Below are 15,567 nucleotides of genomic sequence, written 5' to 3' on the forward strand. Positions count from 1 at the left end.
CTTTTTAGCCGATTCTCTCGGACGGTCGGGCCGCGCGCTATCCCTGGTGTGCGGTGACCCGTGTCAGGAGCCAGTCCCGGAGCCGGATCGTCAGTTCGGGGGTGACACCGCGTTCCGCGTGCTTCATCCCCGGCACGACCCACAGTTCCCGGGGCTCCCTGGCCGCGTCGTGGATCGCCACGGCGTGGGATACGGGGAAGTAGGCGTCGGCGTCGCCGTGGACGACCAGCAGCGGGACCGGGGCGATGTCCCCGGCCACCGCGCGGGGCTCGGCGGGCAGGTCGGTCCACTCCTGGTCGGTCACCCGCACCTTGCGGGCGTACCGGAGGAAGGCGCGCCCCAGGGAGCCGTGGACACCGAAGTGCAGCAGGCGCATCCGCCGCGTTCCCCGGTAGTACCAGCGGCTGGGTCCGCTGACGGACACCACGGCGCTGACACCCCCGAAGGCGGCTGCGTGGCGGACGGCGACCGCTGCGCCCATGGAGAAGCCGACGGTAGCCACTGAGGTGTAGCCCTGCCCTCTGAGGTGGGCGACGGCCGCCTCTAGGTCGTGGATCTCGGCGTTGCCGACCGTGCTGCGCCCGCCGGAGTCGAAGTGGCCCCGGAAGTCGAAGGTCAGCACGTCCCCGACTGGCATGAGCCCTTCGGCGATGGCGCGGGTGTCGGAACCGTTGTGGGTGCCGGTGAAGCCGTTGGCGAGGACGACGGCGGTGGTGCGGTGGGCGTCGGAGCGGCGCAGGGCGGCGTCGAGCGGGACTCCGTCGGAGGTGACCAGCCGGTGCCGCTGGAGGTGGATCGGGGACTTCGGGCGGTCGATCGCGTCAGTCACCAGACCATCGTGCCCCATCGGTCCGGACCTGGGGAGTCCGCCCCGTGTGTCATCCCTCCCACCGGCCGCCGCCTCTGCGGCCGTCGGTGCGGAGCCGGGGCGGCTGGAGCCGGGAGGGCCGTCCGCGGCGGCCCCGGCGTCCCCTGCGGCCGCCGGGGGCGGCTGCGGCTGGGGCGTACTCGGGGTCGGGCTCGTCACGCGCCGAGGCGGGCGGGAACTGCGCCGTAGGCGTCTGTTGAGGGTGGTGGCGGGCGACGGTTGGCGGGAACTGCGCCGTAGGCGTCTGTTGAGGGTGGTGGCGGGCGACGGTTGGCAGGAACTGCGCCGTAGGCGTCTGTTGAGGGTGGTGGCGGGCGACGGGCGGGAAGACCAGCGACCGCAGGTTCAGCGCCGTGTGCACGGCGATCGGCACCCACAGGCTCCCCGTGCCCAGGTACAGGACCGTGAACAGGGCGCCGGAGGCTCCGGCCCCGACCAGCCCCCACCACCCCTGGTACAGGTGCGCGACGGAGAACAGGAGCACGGACAGCACGGCCGCGGCCCACAGGGGCGCGCCCATCCCCGCCACCAGGACGATGAACAGCCCCCGGTAGAGCAGTTCCCCGAACACGCCCCCGGTGACGGCCGCACCCGCTGCGGCGGCGCGCTCCCGGGGCGTGTCGGGGGCGAGCACCCACTGGGGCACCCTGCCCGGTTCCGGAAGGGGTGCGGCCCCGGCCGCCGGAGGGCGCCTGCGGTGGCCGCGTCGGCCGCCGCGCCCCTGCGCGGTGCGGATTCCCCGGGGTGTCCACCGCAGCGCCCACTCGGGAACCCCGTGGACCAGGACGTGGAGGGCGGCCAGTGCCAGCAGCCCGCCGACGGCACCCCCGACGACCGGGGACCACGCCTGCGGGGACCGCAGCCCCAGGTCGGCGGCGGTGAGGCCGGGTGACAGGGACAGGACCACCACCACCGCGACCCCCCAGAGGCCGTGGACCGCCATGGTGGAGCAGTGCAGGAGGGTCAGGGCGCGCGTGTCGCCGTCGCGGCGGCGCCGCAGCCAGGAGAGCGCCCGGCGGCCGAGGAGGGGCTCGCCGACCGCCGCGAAGAGCAGGAGCGCGACCGTCAGGAGGGTCCCGACGAGGCTGAACTGGGGGAGGGTGTCGGACCAAGGCACGGTGTCAGCTTAAAGCGTGCTTCACCTCACAAACGCCTTGATCTCCTGGATCGTGACACAACTTGTCACTTATCGCACACAACACATACCAGACCATAAGGGTGACTTCTTGTGGCAGAGGGCATGACACGCGAACGTAGAGAGTATGACGGGACGCACCTGGGTCGGTGACCACCGGCTCCGGCACGGCCGGCGACCCCGGAAGGGTGGAGAGGGATGGCGGATCGAACCGCAGTGGTAGCCGGGGCCGGACGGCCCGAGGACATCCGCAACGTGGTGCTGGTCGGGCCGTCCGGCTCCGGGAAGACGAGCCTCGTCGAGGCCCTGCTCCTCGCCGCCGGCCGGTTGGACCACGCCGGGCGTGTGGAGGAGGGTACGACGGTCAGCGACGGCGACGGGGTCGAGATCCGCCAGAAGCGCTCCGTGAACCTGACCCTCAACCCGGTGGCGGTGGACGGCGTCAAGGTCAACCTGCTGGACACACCGGGCTATGCCGACTTCATCGGGGCGGTGCGCGCGGGCCTGCGCGGCGCCGACGCCGCCCTCTTCGTCGTCTCCGCGCTGGAGGGGGTGGACGGGCGGACCCGCGTGCTGTGGGAGGAGTGCGCCGCGGTGGGCATGCCCCGTGCAGTGGCCGTCACCGGCATCGACCACCCGCGCGCCGACTACGACCGGGTGGTCGCCCAGTGCCAGGAGGCCTTCGGCGGGGGCGTGCACCCCGCCTACGTCCCCGCGGTGGAGGGCGAGGGCGATGCGCGCCGCGTCGTCGGTGTCTGGGGGCTCGTGTCCGAGCGCTACTACGACTACTCCTCCGGGCCCGCCCCCGAACCCCGGCAGGCACCGGAGTGGCTGCGCGAGGCGGCCGGGCCACTGCGACGCGTCCTCGTGGAGGAAGTCATCACCGAGAGCGAGGACGAGGACCTCATGGACCGCTACACCGAGGGCGGCGCGCTCGACACCGACCGCCTGGTCGCCGACCTCAAGCGGACGGTGGCGGCGGGCGGGTTCCACCCGGTCCTGGCGGTCAGTGGCACGACCGGGGTGGGGGTGCGCGAACTGCTGCACGAACTGCCGCTGGCGTGCCCGGGGCCGGAGCGCCGCGCACTGCCGGAGGTGATCGGCCCCGACGGACGCCCGGTGGAGGGCCTGTCCTGCGACCCCGACGGCCCCCTGGTGGCCGAGGTGCTCAGCACCACGAGCGACCCGTACGTGGGCCGCACGAGCCTGGTCCGCGTGTTCTCCGGGACGCTGCGCGCCGACTCCGGGGTGCACCTGCACGGGCACGGTGTGCCCACCGGCCGCACCGGGGACGAACGCCTCGACCGCACGGGCGACGACGAGCGGCTGGGGCCGCTCTCGATCCCGACCCCGGGGGGCGCACTGCCCGTGTCCGAAGTGGTCGCCGGCGACCTGTGCCTGGTGGGCAGGGTGCCCGGCGCGCGGACCGGGGACACGCTGTCCGGCCTCGGCCGCCCCCTGCGTGTCGCGCCCTGGGCGTTCCCGCAGCCGATCCACCCGGTGTCCGTCCGGGCGGCCTCCGACACCGACGAGGACAAACTGTCGCACGCCGTCGCACGGCTGGTCGCCGAGGACCCGTCGGTGCGCGTCGAGGTCGATCCGGAGACGCACCAGATGGTCCTGTGGACCCTGGGCGAGGCGCACCTAGACGCCGCGCTGGACCACCTGGAGCACCGGTACGGGGTGAGCGTGGAGACCGGCGGGGTGCGGATCCCGCTGCGCGAGACCTTCGCGGGCCCCGCCGAGGGTCTGGGCCGCAACGTCAAGCAGAGCGGCGGCCACGGCGAGTACGGCGTCTGCCGGATCAGGGTGGAGCCGCTGGAGTCGGGGGCGGGTCTGGAGTTCGTCGACGAGATCGTGGGCGGGGTGGTGCCCCGGCAGTTCGTCCCGTCCGTGGAGAAGGGGGTGCGCGCCCAGATGGCGGAGGGCGTGGAGGCCGGGTACCCGCTCGTGGACCTGCGCGTCACCCTCTACGACGGCAGGGCGCACTCGGTGGACTCATCGGACATGGCCTTCCAGAAGGCGGGGCGGCTGGCGCTCAAGGACGCCGCCGGCTCCGGTCGGCTCGCGAAGCTTGAGCCGGTGGACGCGGTGTCCGTGGAGGTGGACGAGGCCTGTCTCGGAGCCGTGATGGGCGATCTGGCCGCCCGCCGGGGCCGGGTGGTGGGCACGGAGCCCGCCCCGGGCGGCCGGACGGTGATCCGCGCCGAGGTGCCCGAGCTGGAGATCACCCGCTACGCGGTGGAGCTGCGCTCCCTGGCACACGGCACGGGGGTGCTCACCCGCTCCTACCTGCGCCATGAGCCGCTGCCCCCTCGGGTGGCGGCCCGCCTCCCCCGCCAGGGGACCGCCTGACGGCGGCCGGCCGACAGGGAAGGCCACGGCCAGGGGCCGTCGATTGAGGGCGGTGGCGGGAGACGGGCAGAGAGAGAGCTGCGGCCAGGGGCCGTCGATTGAGGGTGGTGGCGGGAGACGGGCCAGGGAGGACCGCGCCACAGGCGTCGGTTAAAGCACCCGGCCCGGACGGCTCCGGTCGGCTAGGGCGGCGAAGCGGAACGTGTTCACCGGGTGGCTGGAGAGCAGGTTCACCAGCAGGACGAAGAACCCGGTGTCGGTGGCGGCGCGCGCGGCGACGGCGTGGAAGTCCACGTCCCGGTAGAGGTACTTGCCCGCCGCGAGCGCCCGCATCCCGTACATGCCCTCGGGGCAGTAGGCGTAGGCGTGGTTGTCCGCGGTGTACTCCTGGGCGCGCCCCAGTGTGGAGCCCACTCCGGGGATCACCTGGGCCACGGAAACGCAGAAGTGCCGCCAGAAGGAGGTGTGGCCCGCAGCGATGTGCCCGACCTCGTGGCCGATCACGAAACGCAGCGCGTCGGGGTCGGCGAGCCTGCCGCCCACCTCGAACAGGTCGCTGTTGACCGCCACGTACCTGCGCATACCGTGTCCGGAGGCGAAGGCGTTGAGGACGCCGTTGCCCAGCACGACGTAGGCCTCGGGCACCCGGCGCATGTTGAAGGCGGCGGCCGCCTCGGCGACCATCCGGTGGGCCTCGGGGAACTGGTCCTCGGTGATGCGCACCCCGTTGACGCGCTGGCGGGCGTAGAGCTGGCCCCGCACGAAGTACACGAGCGCGGGGATGCTGAGCAGCAGGAGGGGCTCCTCCGGGTCGCCCGAGACGGCCCTGCTGACCGCGCCCACGACCGCGAGGAGCGTCACCGCCCCGCACGCCACCAGGATGCGGTTCTCCCGGGGGTGGCGGAGCCGCCTGCGCACACGGGGATCACCCCATTGCCAGGCGGATCCCATGCGCGGTCAGCGACCGTACCCCGGACCGGTCCGGTCCTCGTCCGAACCGCTCTCCGGGGGCGGCCCGGAGAAGGCCGGTCCGGACGGGGGCTCCTGCGCAGGCGGCGGCCCCAGCGGCAGGTCGTCGTCGAGGTAGGGAGACATGTCCGCGGAGAGTGTGGCCTCGTCCTCGTCCGCCTTCTTCTCCGAGGGCCGCTCCTCGTCCCGGGCACCGCCGGGGCGGTCCTCCGCGACGGGGGCCGGCCACGAGGACAGGAATGCGCTGTCGTAGGCGTCGCTCTCGTAGGATCCGCCGCCCGGCCGTGAAGCCGGGGCGGGATCGGGGAAGTGCCCCGGGGACTCCGCCGGGGGCGGTCCGGGGACCGCTCCGCCCGTCGGTGCCAGACCGTCGGCAGCGCTCTGGGAGAGGGGGCCGGGCGTGTCCGAGGTGAGCGGTTCGTGGGAGCGCGCGTCCGTCCCTCCGAAGGGGGCCGGCTTGTCACTGCCCAGGTAGGACAGCGCTGCCACGGTGATCGCCGCGAGCCCCGCGCGCAGGGTGGGCTCGCGCGCGGGGGCGAAGAACGGCGAGTGCGGGCTGGGCACGTTCGCCATCTTCTCGTAGGGGGTGGAGCCGGGGGCCGCCTCCCACACGTCGTGCGGGGTGGCGCCGACGAACCACAGTACGTAGGGGATCGGCTGGGGGTCGTCCGGCAGGCCGAACAGGCCGATGTCCTCGCTGCCCGGCGAGGGGTCGGGCAGGTGGATGACGTAGTCCTCGCCGAAGTAGGCGAGGTGCGCGGCGGAGACCGCCTCGGTGCTCTCGGGGTCGTTGCGGGTGATGCCCACGCCCCGGAACGCCTCGACCACGGGCTCGCGGGTGGCGCCGGAGGCGGCGGCCTCGGCGCGCACGATCCGGCCGAGGGCCTCCTCCAACTGGGCGATGACGCCGTCGTTGATCGCTCTGGTGCTGATCTCCAGGTAGGCCTCGTCCGGGATGACGTTGGCCCTGGTCCCGGCGCGGATCCTGCCGACCGTGAGCACCGCCATCTCGCCCGGGCTGACCTCGCGGGCGACGACGCCCTGGAGGCGGGTGACGATGTTGGCCGCGATGAGCACGGGGTCGATCGCGGTGTGCGGCATGGCCGCGTGGCCGCCCTCGCCGAACACGCGCACCCGGTAGGAGCGGGTGGCGCCCATGACGACGCCGGAGCGGTGCGAGATCAGTCCGGCGGGCTGCGGCCCCAGGTTCTGGGCGAGGATGACGTCGGGGCGGCCGAAGCGCTCGAACAGGCCGTCGTCGAGCATCCGCTTGGCGCCGTCGGTGGTCTCCTCGCCCGGCTGGGCGACGACCATGACGGTGCCGGACCACTCCTCGCGGGTCTCGGAGAGCAGGTCGGCCGCGCCCACCAGGCAGGCCGTGTGCGCGTCGTGCCCGCAGGCGTGCATGACGGGGACCTCGGCACCGTCGTCGCCGGCCTCGCGTGCCGTGCTGGCGTAGGGCAGTCCGGTCCGCTCGGCCAGGGGGAGGGCGTCCATGTCGGCGCGTAGCATCACGGTCGGCCCGGGCCCGTTGCGCAGGAGTCCGACCACCCCGGTGCCGCCGACGCCCGTGTGGACCTCGTAGCCGGTGCGGTTCAGCCACTCGGCGACGCCGCTGGCGGTGCGGTGCTCGGCGTGGGACAGCTCGGGGTTCTTGTGCAGGTCGACGTAGAACCCCTCCACGAGCGGGAACAGCTCGTCGAGGAGTCGCATCACCACACTTCCGTGCTGAGCGGCACGGTTGGGATCCACCGCGTGCGGCACGGTTTCCACCGCCTTCTTCGTTCCGGACCTGGTCGGCGCTGCCTGCGGGCACCTGCCAGGGTTCACCCTATCTGCGCAGCCGTGACCGGCTCACACCGACGTGTCGACCGGCGTCACCGCCCCGGGTCGGCCGTACACGGCGATCGGGCACGAAATCCCGCGCGATACGGCGTCACCCGTTGGCATATCGCCGTACGTCTCAGTAAGGTAACGCCCATTGGAAGGGGTCGTGAACATCCGGGTCTCCCCCTCGCGCTCCACGCGATCCGCAACGCCCGGACGCCTCCCGCCCGTGGGTCCCGCGCCGCACCAACCCGCGACGCATCCGCCCACGGCACACCGCAGGCCGACCCCGATTCCGCCACGGCCCCGCCTGTCCGCCGCCGCTCCCGCGTGCGGCGGCAGAGCCGTGGACCCGTCCCACCCATCACGCATTCGGAGTCCGTACGTGGCCTCATCCACGACCAGTCCGCAACACGGCCGCCCGGGGGAAGAGCAGGGCGCGTCCTCCTCCCACGCCTCTGCTCCGGTGTCCGCACCCGACCGGGACGCGCGCCTGGACAACGCCAAGTTCCTCCTCATCGCCCTGGTGGTCCTCGGCCACGGGATCGAACCCCTGACCGGCTCCTACGAACCGACCAGGGCTCTGTACTTCTGGATCTACCTCTTCCACATGCCCGCGTTCATCGTGATCAGCGGGTACCTCTCACGGTCCTTCGACGGCTCGTCCAAGCGTGTGGAGAAGCTGTTCCTGTCCCTGGTGGTCCCCTACCTCGTCTTCTGGACGATCCACCAGGCGATCTCCACGGCGGCACGCGGCGGCCTCCCCGACTCCCTGTCGGTCCTCAAGCCGACCTGGACGCTGTGGTTCCTGGTCGCCCTCTTCCTGTGGCGGCTCAGCGTTCCCGTCTGGAAGCGGCTGCGGTGGCCCGTGGCCGTCGCCGTGGTCGTCTCGTTGTTCGCCGCCACGGCCGACCTCGGCTCGACCCTGTCGCTGGGCCGCGTGCTCAGCCTCCTGCCGTTCTTCGTCCTGGGCCTGTGCCTGCGCCGGGAGCACTTCGCGTTCCTGGACCGCGTCTGGGTGCGCGTCTGCTCGGCCGCGGTCCTGGCGGGGACGGCCGTCCTCGCCGTGCCGATGTCCGGCGACCTGAGCCGGGAGTGGCTGTTCTGGCGGAACAGCCTCACCGACCGCGACATCGACCCCCTGACGCCCAGCATCGGCATCAGGCTCGCGTTCATGGCCCTGGCCCTGGCGATGACGGTGGCCGTCCTCGCCCTCACTCCCAAGCGCCGCACCTGGATGACGGCCCTGGGCGCCTACACGCTGTACGTGTACCTGGGGCACGCCGTCTTCTACAAGGTCCTCAAGGCCACACCCTGGTACGACCTCACGGGGGGCGCCGTGGGAACGGCGGTCAACATCGCGCTCGCGGCGGCCGTCACACTGCTGCTGTGCGCCCCGTGGGTGCGATGGTGCATGCGGTGGGCGGTCGAACCGCAGCCGACGTGGTTCCTGCCCGAGGACTCCCCGCTGCGCCGCGGCAAGGCCGGATCCGGCGCGGGCACCGGCTGAGGCCCTCCCGGGGCCCGCGGGCCCCGGGGACGGGCGGCCGGCCACCGGGCGGTGCTCAGCGGCCGTCCGCGGGCCGCAGTCGCGCCTGGACCCTGCGGGACTCCTTCCACAGCCGCCCGACCAGGACCGCCTCGAAAAAGCCCAGTGCCGCGCACGAGAGGACCGCGATCGGGAGGATCAGGCTGTCCAGGGGGGTGGCCAGGGAGACCAGCGCGGACGCGGGGGCGACGATGCACAGGAACATCTCGAACTCGATACCGCTGAACAGGTGTGGGCGCACCCGGTGCCGCAGGAGGGACGCACGGACCTTCGCGTACAGGCCCCGCGGAGCGGGAGCGGCCTCCCCCGGGGCCTCCTCGGCCCCCTCCCCCTCCGGATCGTCTTCGGTGCCGGCACGGACCGGCTCGGGTTCCCCGGCCACCTCCGCCAGGGCACGCTTCAGGGCCCGGCGGGTCTTGGCGACCTGTGAGGCGTTGAGGTAGCGCAGCAGGTCGAAGAAGACCACGACTGGCGCGGCGATCAGATAGGCGGTGCTGCCCGTGGCCGCCCACTGGCCGACCAGCAGCGCCATCACGCAGCCGAAGAAGCGGATGCGGTCGAAGACGAAGTCGACCCAGGCCCCGAAGATCGAACCGGTGCCCTTCAGGCGGGCGATCTTGCCGTCCATGCAGTCCAGTACGAAACTCAGGTGGAACAGCAGGGCACCGGCCAGGAGCCAGGCCCAGCCCGCCGCGCCGGCCCACGCCGGGACCGCGAAGCAGACCGCCGAGAACAGTCCGAGGAGACCGGCGCCCAGGGTGAGCTGGTTCGGGGTGAGCGAGGTCCGGTTCGCGGTCCAAACCACCAGGCGTCCGGCCAGGGGATCGACGAGGAAGACCGTCCACCAGGCGTCCCTGGCCTTGTAGGTCTCTTTGACGTGGTCGAGTGTGAATCTGGGCATGCGGTCTACTTCTACTTCCCAACGGGCCCGTCCCGGCCCGGCCGAAGCGCCGGGGGGCGTACCGTCCGAGCGGGGGTATGGCAGGGGTGAACCGGCCCATCATCCCAGATGGCTTTGGTGCCACCGGCCCTTCCGCTGCATAATTGACCGGTAAGAGGGGGATCAACAGGGTGCCGTCCGCGCGAGCGGCGGAGTGGTCCACCCCCTTCGGTCTCGACCGAGGTAGACACTTGCGTTTTCTCAACGACCAGGCTCCCCAGCAGGACCTCACCTACAGCGACGTGTTCATGGTCCCGGGCCGCAGCGACGTCGGCTCCCGGCTGAGCGTGGACCTGTCGTCCCCGGACGGCACAGGAACCACCATCCCGCTGGTCGTGGCGAACATGACCGCGGTGGCCGGGCGGCGGATGGCCGAGACGGTCGCCAGGCGCGGCGGTATCACCGTCATCCCGCAGGACATCCCGCTCGAAGTGGTCGCCGACGTCGTCTCCTGGACCAAGGAGCGGCACCTGGTCTACGACACGGCCATCACCCTGAACCCGTCGAGCACGGTAGGCGAGGCGCTCAACCTGCTTCCCAAGCGGGCGCACAACGCGGTCGTCGTGGTCGACGGTGCCCGCCGCCCCCTCGGCGTGGTCACCGAGGCCGACTGCTCCGGCGTCGACCGCTTCTCCCAACTGCGCGAGGTGATGACCACCGAGGTGCTGACCATCACCTCGGGCACCGAGCCCCGGGAGGCGTTCGGGGTCCTGCACGACGCCCGGCACCGGCTCGCGCCGGTGGTCGACGGCGAGGGCGCGCTGGTGGGCGTCCTGACCCGGACCGGCGCGCTGCGCTCCACGCTGTACACGCCCGCGGTGGACGCCCGCGGCCGGCTGCGGGTAGCCGCCGCCGTGGGCATCAACGGCGACGTGGCGGGCAAGGCCGCCGAACTGGTGTCGGCCGGGGCCGACGCGCTGGTGATCGACACCGCGCACGGCCACCAGGAGAAGATGCTCTCGGCGATCGCCAAGGTGCGCGCGCTGGAGCCCGGCGTCCCGGTCGTCGCCGGGAACGTCGTCACCGCCCGGGGCACCCGGGACCTCATCGAGGCGGGCGCCGACATCGTCAAGGTCGGCGTGGGCCCCGGCGCGATGTGCACCACCCGCATGATGACCGCGGTGGGCCGCCCGCAGTTCTCCGCCGTCCTGGAGTGCGCCGACGCCGCCCGCGAACTCGGCGGGCACGTGTGGGCGGACGGCGGCGTGCGCCACCCGCGCGACGTCGCCCTCGCCCTGGCGGCGGGCGCCTCCAACGTCATGGTGGGCTCCTGGTTCGCGGGCACCTACGAGTCGCCCGGCGACGTCATGCGCGACGCCGAGGGTGCGCAGTACAAGGAGAGCTTCGGCATGGCGTCGGCGCGCGCGGTCAGGCTCCGCACCGCCGACGACTCCCCGTTCGACCGGGCCCGCAAGGCCCTGTTCGAGGAGGGCATCTCCACCGGCCGGATGTACCTCGACCCCGAGCGCCCGGGCGTCGAGGATCTCATCGACCAGATCGTCGCCGGTGTGCGCAGCTCCATGACCTACGCGGGCGCCGCCTCGCTCACCGAGTTCCGCGAGCGCGCCGTCGTGGGTGTGCAGAGCGCCGCCGGCTATCAGGAGGGGCGTCCGGTTCCGACCAACTGGTAGAGGGGGGTGCGGCGGACAGCGCCTTGCGGTGTTCGCCGCACAATCGGTCGGCGTGGCGGACCGGCTCGGGGATCCGGTACTTCGGTGACAGGCGCAGCACCAGGTCGGCCGCCCCGGGCAGGTCCACCCTATGCCCGGCCGAGACGTAGACGGGCTTGACGCCCGCCCGGGTGCGCAGCACGCGCCCGACGACCTCCGCGCCCCGCTCGGCGAGGGCCACCGAGTCAGGCACCGTCTCCGAGCGCCCGGCGACCATGGGTGTCCACGCCCCCCGCTCCGGCCCCGGGACGCTGTGCTTGCCGTACAGGACCGACTTGGCCGATCCCACGACCGGCAGGTCGAGCAGCACCCCCAGGTGGGAGGCGACACCGAACCGCCGGGGGTGGGCCAGTCCGAAGCCGTCGCACAGGTACACGTCGGGGGTGGCCGTGAGCTCCGCCAGAGCCCTCAGCACCGGGGGAAGCTCACGGAAGGAGAACAGCCCCGGGACGTAGGGGAATTCCGGTTCGGCGGAGATGACGGCCGAGTCGACCACCTCCAGTGTCCGTGCGTCCAGGACGACGGCGGCGGCCGAGAGCAGGGAGTCGTCCCTGGCGTAGCTGACGTCCAGTCCGGCGACCAGGCGCACCGTGTCCGCGTCCAGTGGCTCCTCGCGCACCCGGCCCGCCATGCGCCGTTGCAGCGCGACGGCCTCGCTCGGATCGCGGGGCCACAGCTCCGCCTCGTCCAGGACCTGTTCGACCCGTGCGGCGATCTCCGGCATGTCCGCCTCCGTCCTCACGCTTGCGTGTTCTTCTCACATCCAACCGTGCACGCGTCACCGGCCGGAACGTAGAAATAGCGTCCGAACCCGGCCAGAGTGGTTGCGCGAGTCGCCTGATCGTGCATCGTTGTGTGCGTGCCACGGGCATGTCCCGGCCGACACAAGCGCAGAGAGGGCTCCGCGATGGCCGACCTGTACCCCCTGCTCCCCGTCGTCGCGGGACTGATCACACTCTGGACGGTGACCCGCAACACCCGACTGGACCTGCGCCTGGCGCGGCACGGTGTGCGGGCCAAGGGGCGGGTGATCGGTTACCACGAGACCTCGTCCGCCTCCCGGATGATCGTGCAGTTCCGCACCGAGGAGGGCGAGGAGGTGCACGCCGAGCACGAGAACACCGGTTGGACGGCCTCACGGGCCGGAGAGATCGTCACCGTCTCCTATGATCCGAACCTTCCGGAGATCGCCCGGATCGTCTCGGCGCCGTGGCTGAGCCACTGGGTCCGCGGACTCTTCGGTTCACTCGGCGTTCTTCTGGTGGCCATCGGACTGTTGCTCGGTTACCTGGCGTGGCGGTAGTCCCGTCCTCTGCGCACATGTTCCCTGACCAGTGTTCTATGGAGTTCCAAACGCCCTTATCCCCTGATAACGTCCCATAGCACTGATGTCCTGGTTTGGCTCGCAAGTCAAGCCTTTAACACAAGCCAACCTTCGTCACAGGAATCCGCGGAGAAAAGAGACGCAGCACCGGTGTAACGGCTGATCAGCGCCGCAGCCCCTCCCCTGCCTCGAACCCACCCGCTCGACAGACGGCCCCCCACACCGTCCTTCGACGTGGAAAGGCACTCTGTGGCCGCTCCTCAGCAGGTTCCACACCGCCTTCGGCGACAGAGCGCAATCGAAGACCAGGTCTGTGCGGTGCCCCCGTCGCCACGGACCACCGCCGCGCCGGCCGGTGGAAACGCTCCGCCTCGAGGCCCCCAGATTCGACGCGGACCGACAGGAGAACCGTGCAAGCAGTACAGAAGCGACGCGGGCGGACAATCGCCGCCCGCATCCGTTCCCTGGTCATGATCCCCACCTCCGCCCTGATAGCGATCTGGCTGGTCATCACGTTCTCCATGGCGTGGGACGGCGTCTACCAGCTCCTGCGGGCCCGGGCGGTCGACAACATGATCGTCCCGGCGGCCGAGGGCATGGTGAACGTGATGTACGAACGCTCCGCCACCATCGCCTACATCGAGGACCCCCGGGACCCCGAGCTGGAGGAGCGGCTCATGGAGTCGCGCGAGGAGTCCGACGCCACCCTGGGGGTGGCCATCGAGGACCTCATGGGCATCACCGACGTCTCACCGGGCCTGTCCGCGAAGATGATCGAGACCCTGTACGAACAGTACGAGGAGATCGACGGCATCCGCGCCTCGGTCGACTCCGGCACAGCCACCCACGACGAGGCGCTCGAGTACTACGACACCCTGATGACCGCCGGCGCGGACGTCTTCGACACACAGGCCCGCCTGGCCAGCGAGGCCGCCTCCGTCAACCCGGGGTTCACCGCCACCTACATGTTCCGCGCCATCGACCTGTTCGCCCGCACCGACACCCTGCTCTCCTACGCCTTCGCCACCGGGGAGCTCAGCCGCGAGGACCAGCGGGAGTTCACGGAACTGGTCGGCTCCTACCAGCACCTCATGGAGTCCAACGCCCAGTACCTGGAGGGCGAGGGGCAGCAGGAGCGCTACGAGGCCCTCGTCAACGGCCCCGAGTACGCGCAACTGCTCCAGATGCAGCAGACGGTCATCGACCGGGTGCCCCCCACAGCGATCGAGACGAACCCGACCACCTTCCAGCAGGAGGTCGTCGAGGACCTCTCCATGCCGATCGAACGCGACGCCTGGGCCGCCCCCTACGAGCACACGCTCACGGAACTGATCGGGATCGGCACCGACGAGGCCCTGCACTCCGCCGAGCTCACCGGCAACGAGGCGTGGTCGAAGGTCCTCGCCGCCATCGGCACCAGCCTCGGTGTCGCGGCCGTGGTCGGTGCGGCGTTCTTCCTGGCCCGACGGGGCTCCGAGAGGCTGACCACACGTCTGCTGCGCCTGCGCGACGACTCCCGGGACCTGGCCGAGAACCGGCTGCCCGACCTCATGCGCCGCGTGCACCAGGGCGAGCGCGTGGACACGCACTCGTCCCTGCCGGAACTGGCCACCGGCGACGACGAGATCGGTGACGTCGCCAAGGCGTTCAACACCGCGCAGCGCGCCGCCGTGGAGGAGGCGGTGCAGCAGACCGAGCTGCGCCACGGCGTCAACCGCGTGTTCCTCAACATCGCGCACCGCAGCCAGACGCTGGTCCACCGCCAACTGCGTCTGCTGGACACCATGGAGCGCGAGCAGGAGGACCCGGAGCAGTTGGCCCAACTGTTCAAGCTCGACCACCTGGCCACCCGCTCCCGGCGCAACGCGGAGAACCTTCTCATCCTGGGCGGCGAGGCTCCCGGCCGCACCTGGCACCGGCCGATGCCGCTGATCGACGTGCTGCGCGGTGCGATCTCGGAGTCCGGTGACTACACGCGTGTCAAGCGCGAGCGCATCGCCCGGGTCAACCTGCACGGACCCGCCGTCGCCGACGTGATCCACCTGGTAGCCGAGCTGATCGACAACGCGGCGATGTTCTCCCCGCCCCACACCCAGGTTCGGATCAGCAGCGAGGAGGTCCCCCACGGCGCGACGATCGAGATCGAGGACCGAGGTCTGGGAATGACCAACGGTGAACTCGCCGACGCGAACGCGCTGCTGACGGACCCGCCCGAGTTCGACGTCATGCGGCTGAACGAGAAGATGCGCCTGGGCCTGTTCGTGGTCTCGCACCTGGCGCACCGCCACGACATCAAGGTGCACCTGCGTTCCTCCCCCTACGGGGGCGTGCAGGCGATCGTGCTGCTGCCCCAGAGCCTGATCACGGAGACCGGGACGCGTTCCGGTGAGACCGGGGACCTCCGGAGGGACACGTGGCAGGTACGCGAGCTCACCGAACACGGTGTCCCCGGCCTCGCCTCGGACTCCGGCAACGGTGCGAAGCCGGCCCTGGCGCCGGTCGCCGCCCCCGTCTCCGAAGAGCCGGAGGACGAGGCGCCGACGCACACCGAGGCGACGATCACCACCGCACCTGAACCGGTGGAGGGCCCCGCCCCACACGACGACCGCCCCGCCCTGCCGAGCCGCAGACCCGGTGGGACCGCGGCAACGGACAACATCCCCTCCGCTGAGGCCGTGGACGAACGGCCTTCGCTGCCCAAACGGCGTCCACAGGAGAACCTGGCCCCGCAGTTGGCCGCGGCCCCCTCCGGTGCGGGGCGAACCGAACCCGCCGGGAGCGCCGGTGCCACCGGCCCCTCGGACGGCTCCCCCGACGGCGCGGAGCGGCTGGCACGCCTGCGCCGGAACATGTCCGCGTTCCAGAAGGGAACGGACCGCGGACGGCGCGACGGCAGACAGCAGATCCACGACACCGACAAGGACGCCTAA

Annotated in this window: 11 protein-coding genes; 5 read left to right on the forward strand and 6 right to left on the reverse strand. The window is 71.8% G+C overall.

The features are described 5' to 3' along the window. Positions 1–37: 37 nt before the first annotated feature. The gene (locus ACFHWE_RS06610) at positions 38–829 is read right to left on the reverse strand and encodes an alpha/beta hydrolase (RefSeq protein ID WP_416599717.1); all 792 of its coding nucleotides are present in this window, start codon (positions 827–829) and stop codon (positions 38–40) included. Between the two features lie 49 nt (positions 830–878). Then, positions 879–1,985 carry a type II CAAX prenyl endopeptidase Rce1 family protein gene (locus ACFHWE_RS06615; RefSeq protein ID WP_416599718.1) on the reverse strand — a complete coding sequence of 369 codons (1,107 nt, stop codon included), beginning with the start codon at positions 1,983–1,985 and terminating at the stop codon, positions 879–881. Positions 1,986–2,201: 216 nt separating this feature from the next. On the opposite strand from ACFHWE_RS06615, the gene ACFHWE_RS06620 reads away from it, so the two are divergent. Next, positions 2,202–4,358: an elongation factor G-like protein EF-G2 gene (locus tag ACFHWE_RS06620; RefSeq protein ID WP_416599719.1), complete on the forward strand. Its 2,157-nt coding sequence runs from the start codon at positions 2,202–2,204 to the stop codon at positions 4,356–4,358. Positions 4,359–4,508: 150 nt separating this feature from the next. Here the strand turns inward: ACFHWE_RS06620 and ACFHWE_RS06625 are convergent, their stop codons facing one another. Beyond that, positions 4,509–5,309, reverse strand: coding sequence for a M48 family metallopeptidase (locus ACFHWE_RS06625; RefSeq protein WP_416599720.1), 801 nt, complete (start codon positions 5,307–5,309; stop codon positions 4,509–4,511). 6 nt (positions 5,310–5,315) lie between these two features. Beyond that, positions 5,316–7,100, reverse strand: coding sequence for an amidohydrolase (locus ACFHWE_RS06630; RefSeq protein WP_416599721.1), 1,785 nt, complete (start codon positions 7,098–7,100; stop codon positions 5,316–5,318). Between the two features lie 439 nt (positions 7,101–7,539). Between ACFHWE_RS06630 and ACFHWE_RS06635 the strand changes: the two genes are divergently transcribed. Next, positions 7,540–8,664 carry an acyltransferase family protein gene (locus ACFHWE_RS06635; RefSeq protein ID WP_416599722.1) on the forward strand — a complete coding sequence of 375 codons (1,125 nt, stop codon included), beginning with the start codon at positions 7,540–7,542 and terminating at the stop codon, positions 8,662–8,664. A 55-nt stretch (positions 8,665–8,719) separates the two neighbouring features. Here the strand turns inward: ACFHWE_RS06635 and ACFHWE_RS06640 are convergent, their stop codons facing one another. Beyond that, positions 8,720–9,604, reverse strand: coding sequence for a CDP-alcohol phosphatidyltransferase family protein (locus ACFHWE_RS06640; protein WP_416599723.1), 885 nt, complete (start codon positions 9,602–9,604; stop codon positions 8,720–8,722). A 230-nt stretch (positions 9,605–9,834) separates the two neighbouring features. Between ACFHWE_RS06640 and ACFHWE_RS06645 the strand changes: the two genes are divergently transcribed. Then, the gene (locus ACFHWE_RS06645) at positions 9,835–11,274 is read left to right on the forward strand and encodes a GuaB1 family IMP dehydrogenase-related protein (protein WP_416599724.1); all 1,440 of its coding nucleotides are present in this window, start codon (positions 9,835–9,837) and stop codon (positions 11,272–11,274) included. On the opposite strand, the gene ACFHWE_RS06650 is transcribed toward ACFHWE_RS06645, so the two are convergent. Next, positions 11,189–12,037, reverse strand: a complete 849-nt coding sequence (locus ACFHWE_RS06650) for an endonuclease V (protein ID WP_416599725.1) — start codon at positions 12,035–12,037, stop codon at positions 11,189–11,191. The genes ACFHWE_RS06645 and ACFHWE_RS06650 overlap by 86 nt on opposite strands. A gap of 183 nt (positions 12,038–12,220) precedes the next feature. Here ACFHWE_RS06650 and ACFHWE_RS06655 point away from each other — a divergent pair, with 183 nt between their 5' ends. Both ACFHWE_RS06655 and ACFHWE_RS06660 read left to right on the forward strand, forming a co-directional pair. Next, positions 12,221–12,616: a DUF3592 domain-containing protein gene (locus tag ACFHWE_RS06655; protein ID WP_416599726.1), complete on the forward strand. Its 396-nt coding sequence runs from the start codon at positions 12,221–12,223 to the stop codon at positions 12,614–12,616. 431 nt (positions 12,617–13,047) lie between these two features. Further along, on the forward strand, positions 13,048–15,567 hold the full coding sequence (locus ACFHWE_RS06660; RefSeq protein WP_416599727.1) for a nitrate- and nitrite sensing domain-containing protein: 2,520 nt from the start codon (positions 13,048–13,050) through the stop codon (positions 15,565–15,567).

It is taken from the genome of Nocardiopsis sp. LOL_012, from assembly GCF_048060475.1.
Classification (GTDB): Bacteria; Actinomycetota; Actinomycetes; order Streptosporangiales; family Streptosporangiaceae; genus Nocardiopsis.

Coding starts and splice junctions, on each gene's coding strand:
- ACFHWE_RS06655 (WP_416599726.1), top strand. CDS start 12,221: ATGGCCGACCTGTACCCCCTGCTCCCCGTCGTCGCGGGACTGATCACA.
- ACFHWE_RS06620 (WP_416599719.1), top strand. CDS start 2,202: ATGGCGGATCGAACCGCAGTGGTAGCCGGGGCCGGACGGCCCGAGGAC.
- ACFHWE_RS06625 (WP_416599720.1), bottom strand. CDS start 5,309: ATGGGATCCGCCTGGCAATGGGGTGATCCCCGTGTGCGCAGGCGGCTC.
- ACFHWE_RS06650 (WP_416599725.1), bottom strand. CDS start 12,037: ATGCCGGAGATCGCCGCACGGGTCGAACAGGTCCTGGACGAGGCGGAG.
- ACFHWE_RS06640 (WP_416599723.1), bottom strand. CDS start 9,604: ATGCCCAGATTCACACTCGACCACGTCAAAGAGACCTACAAGGCCAGG.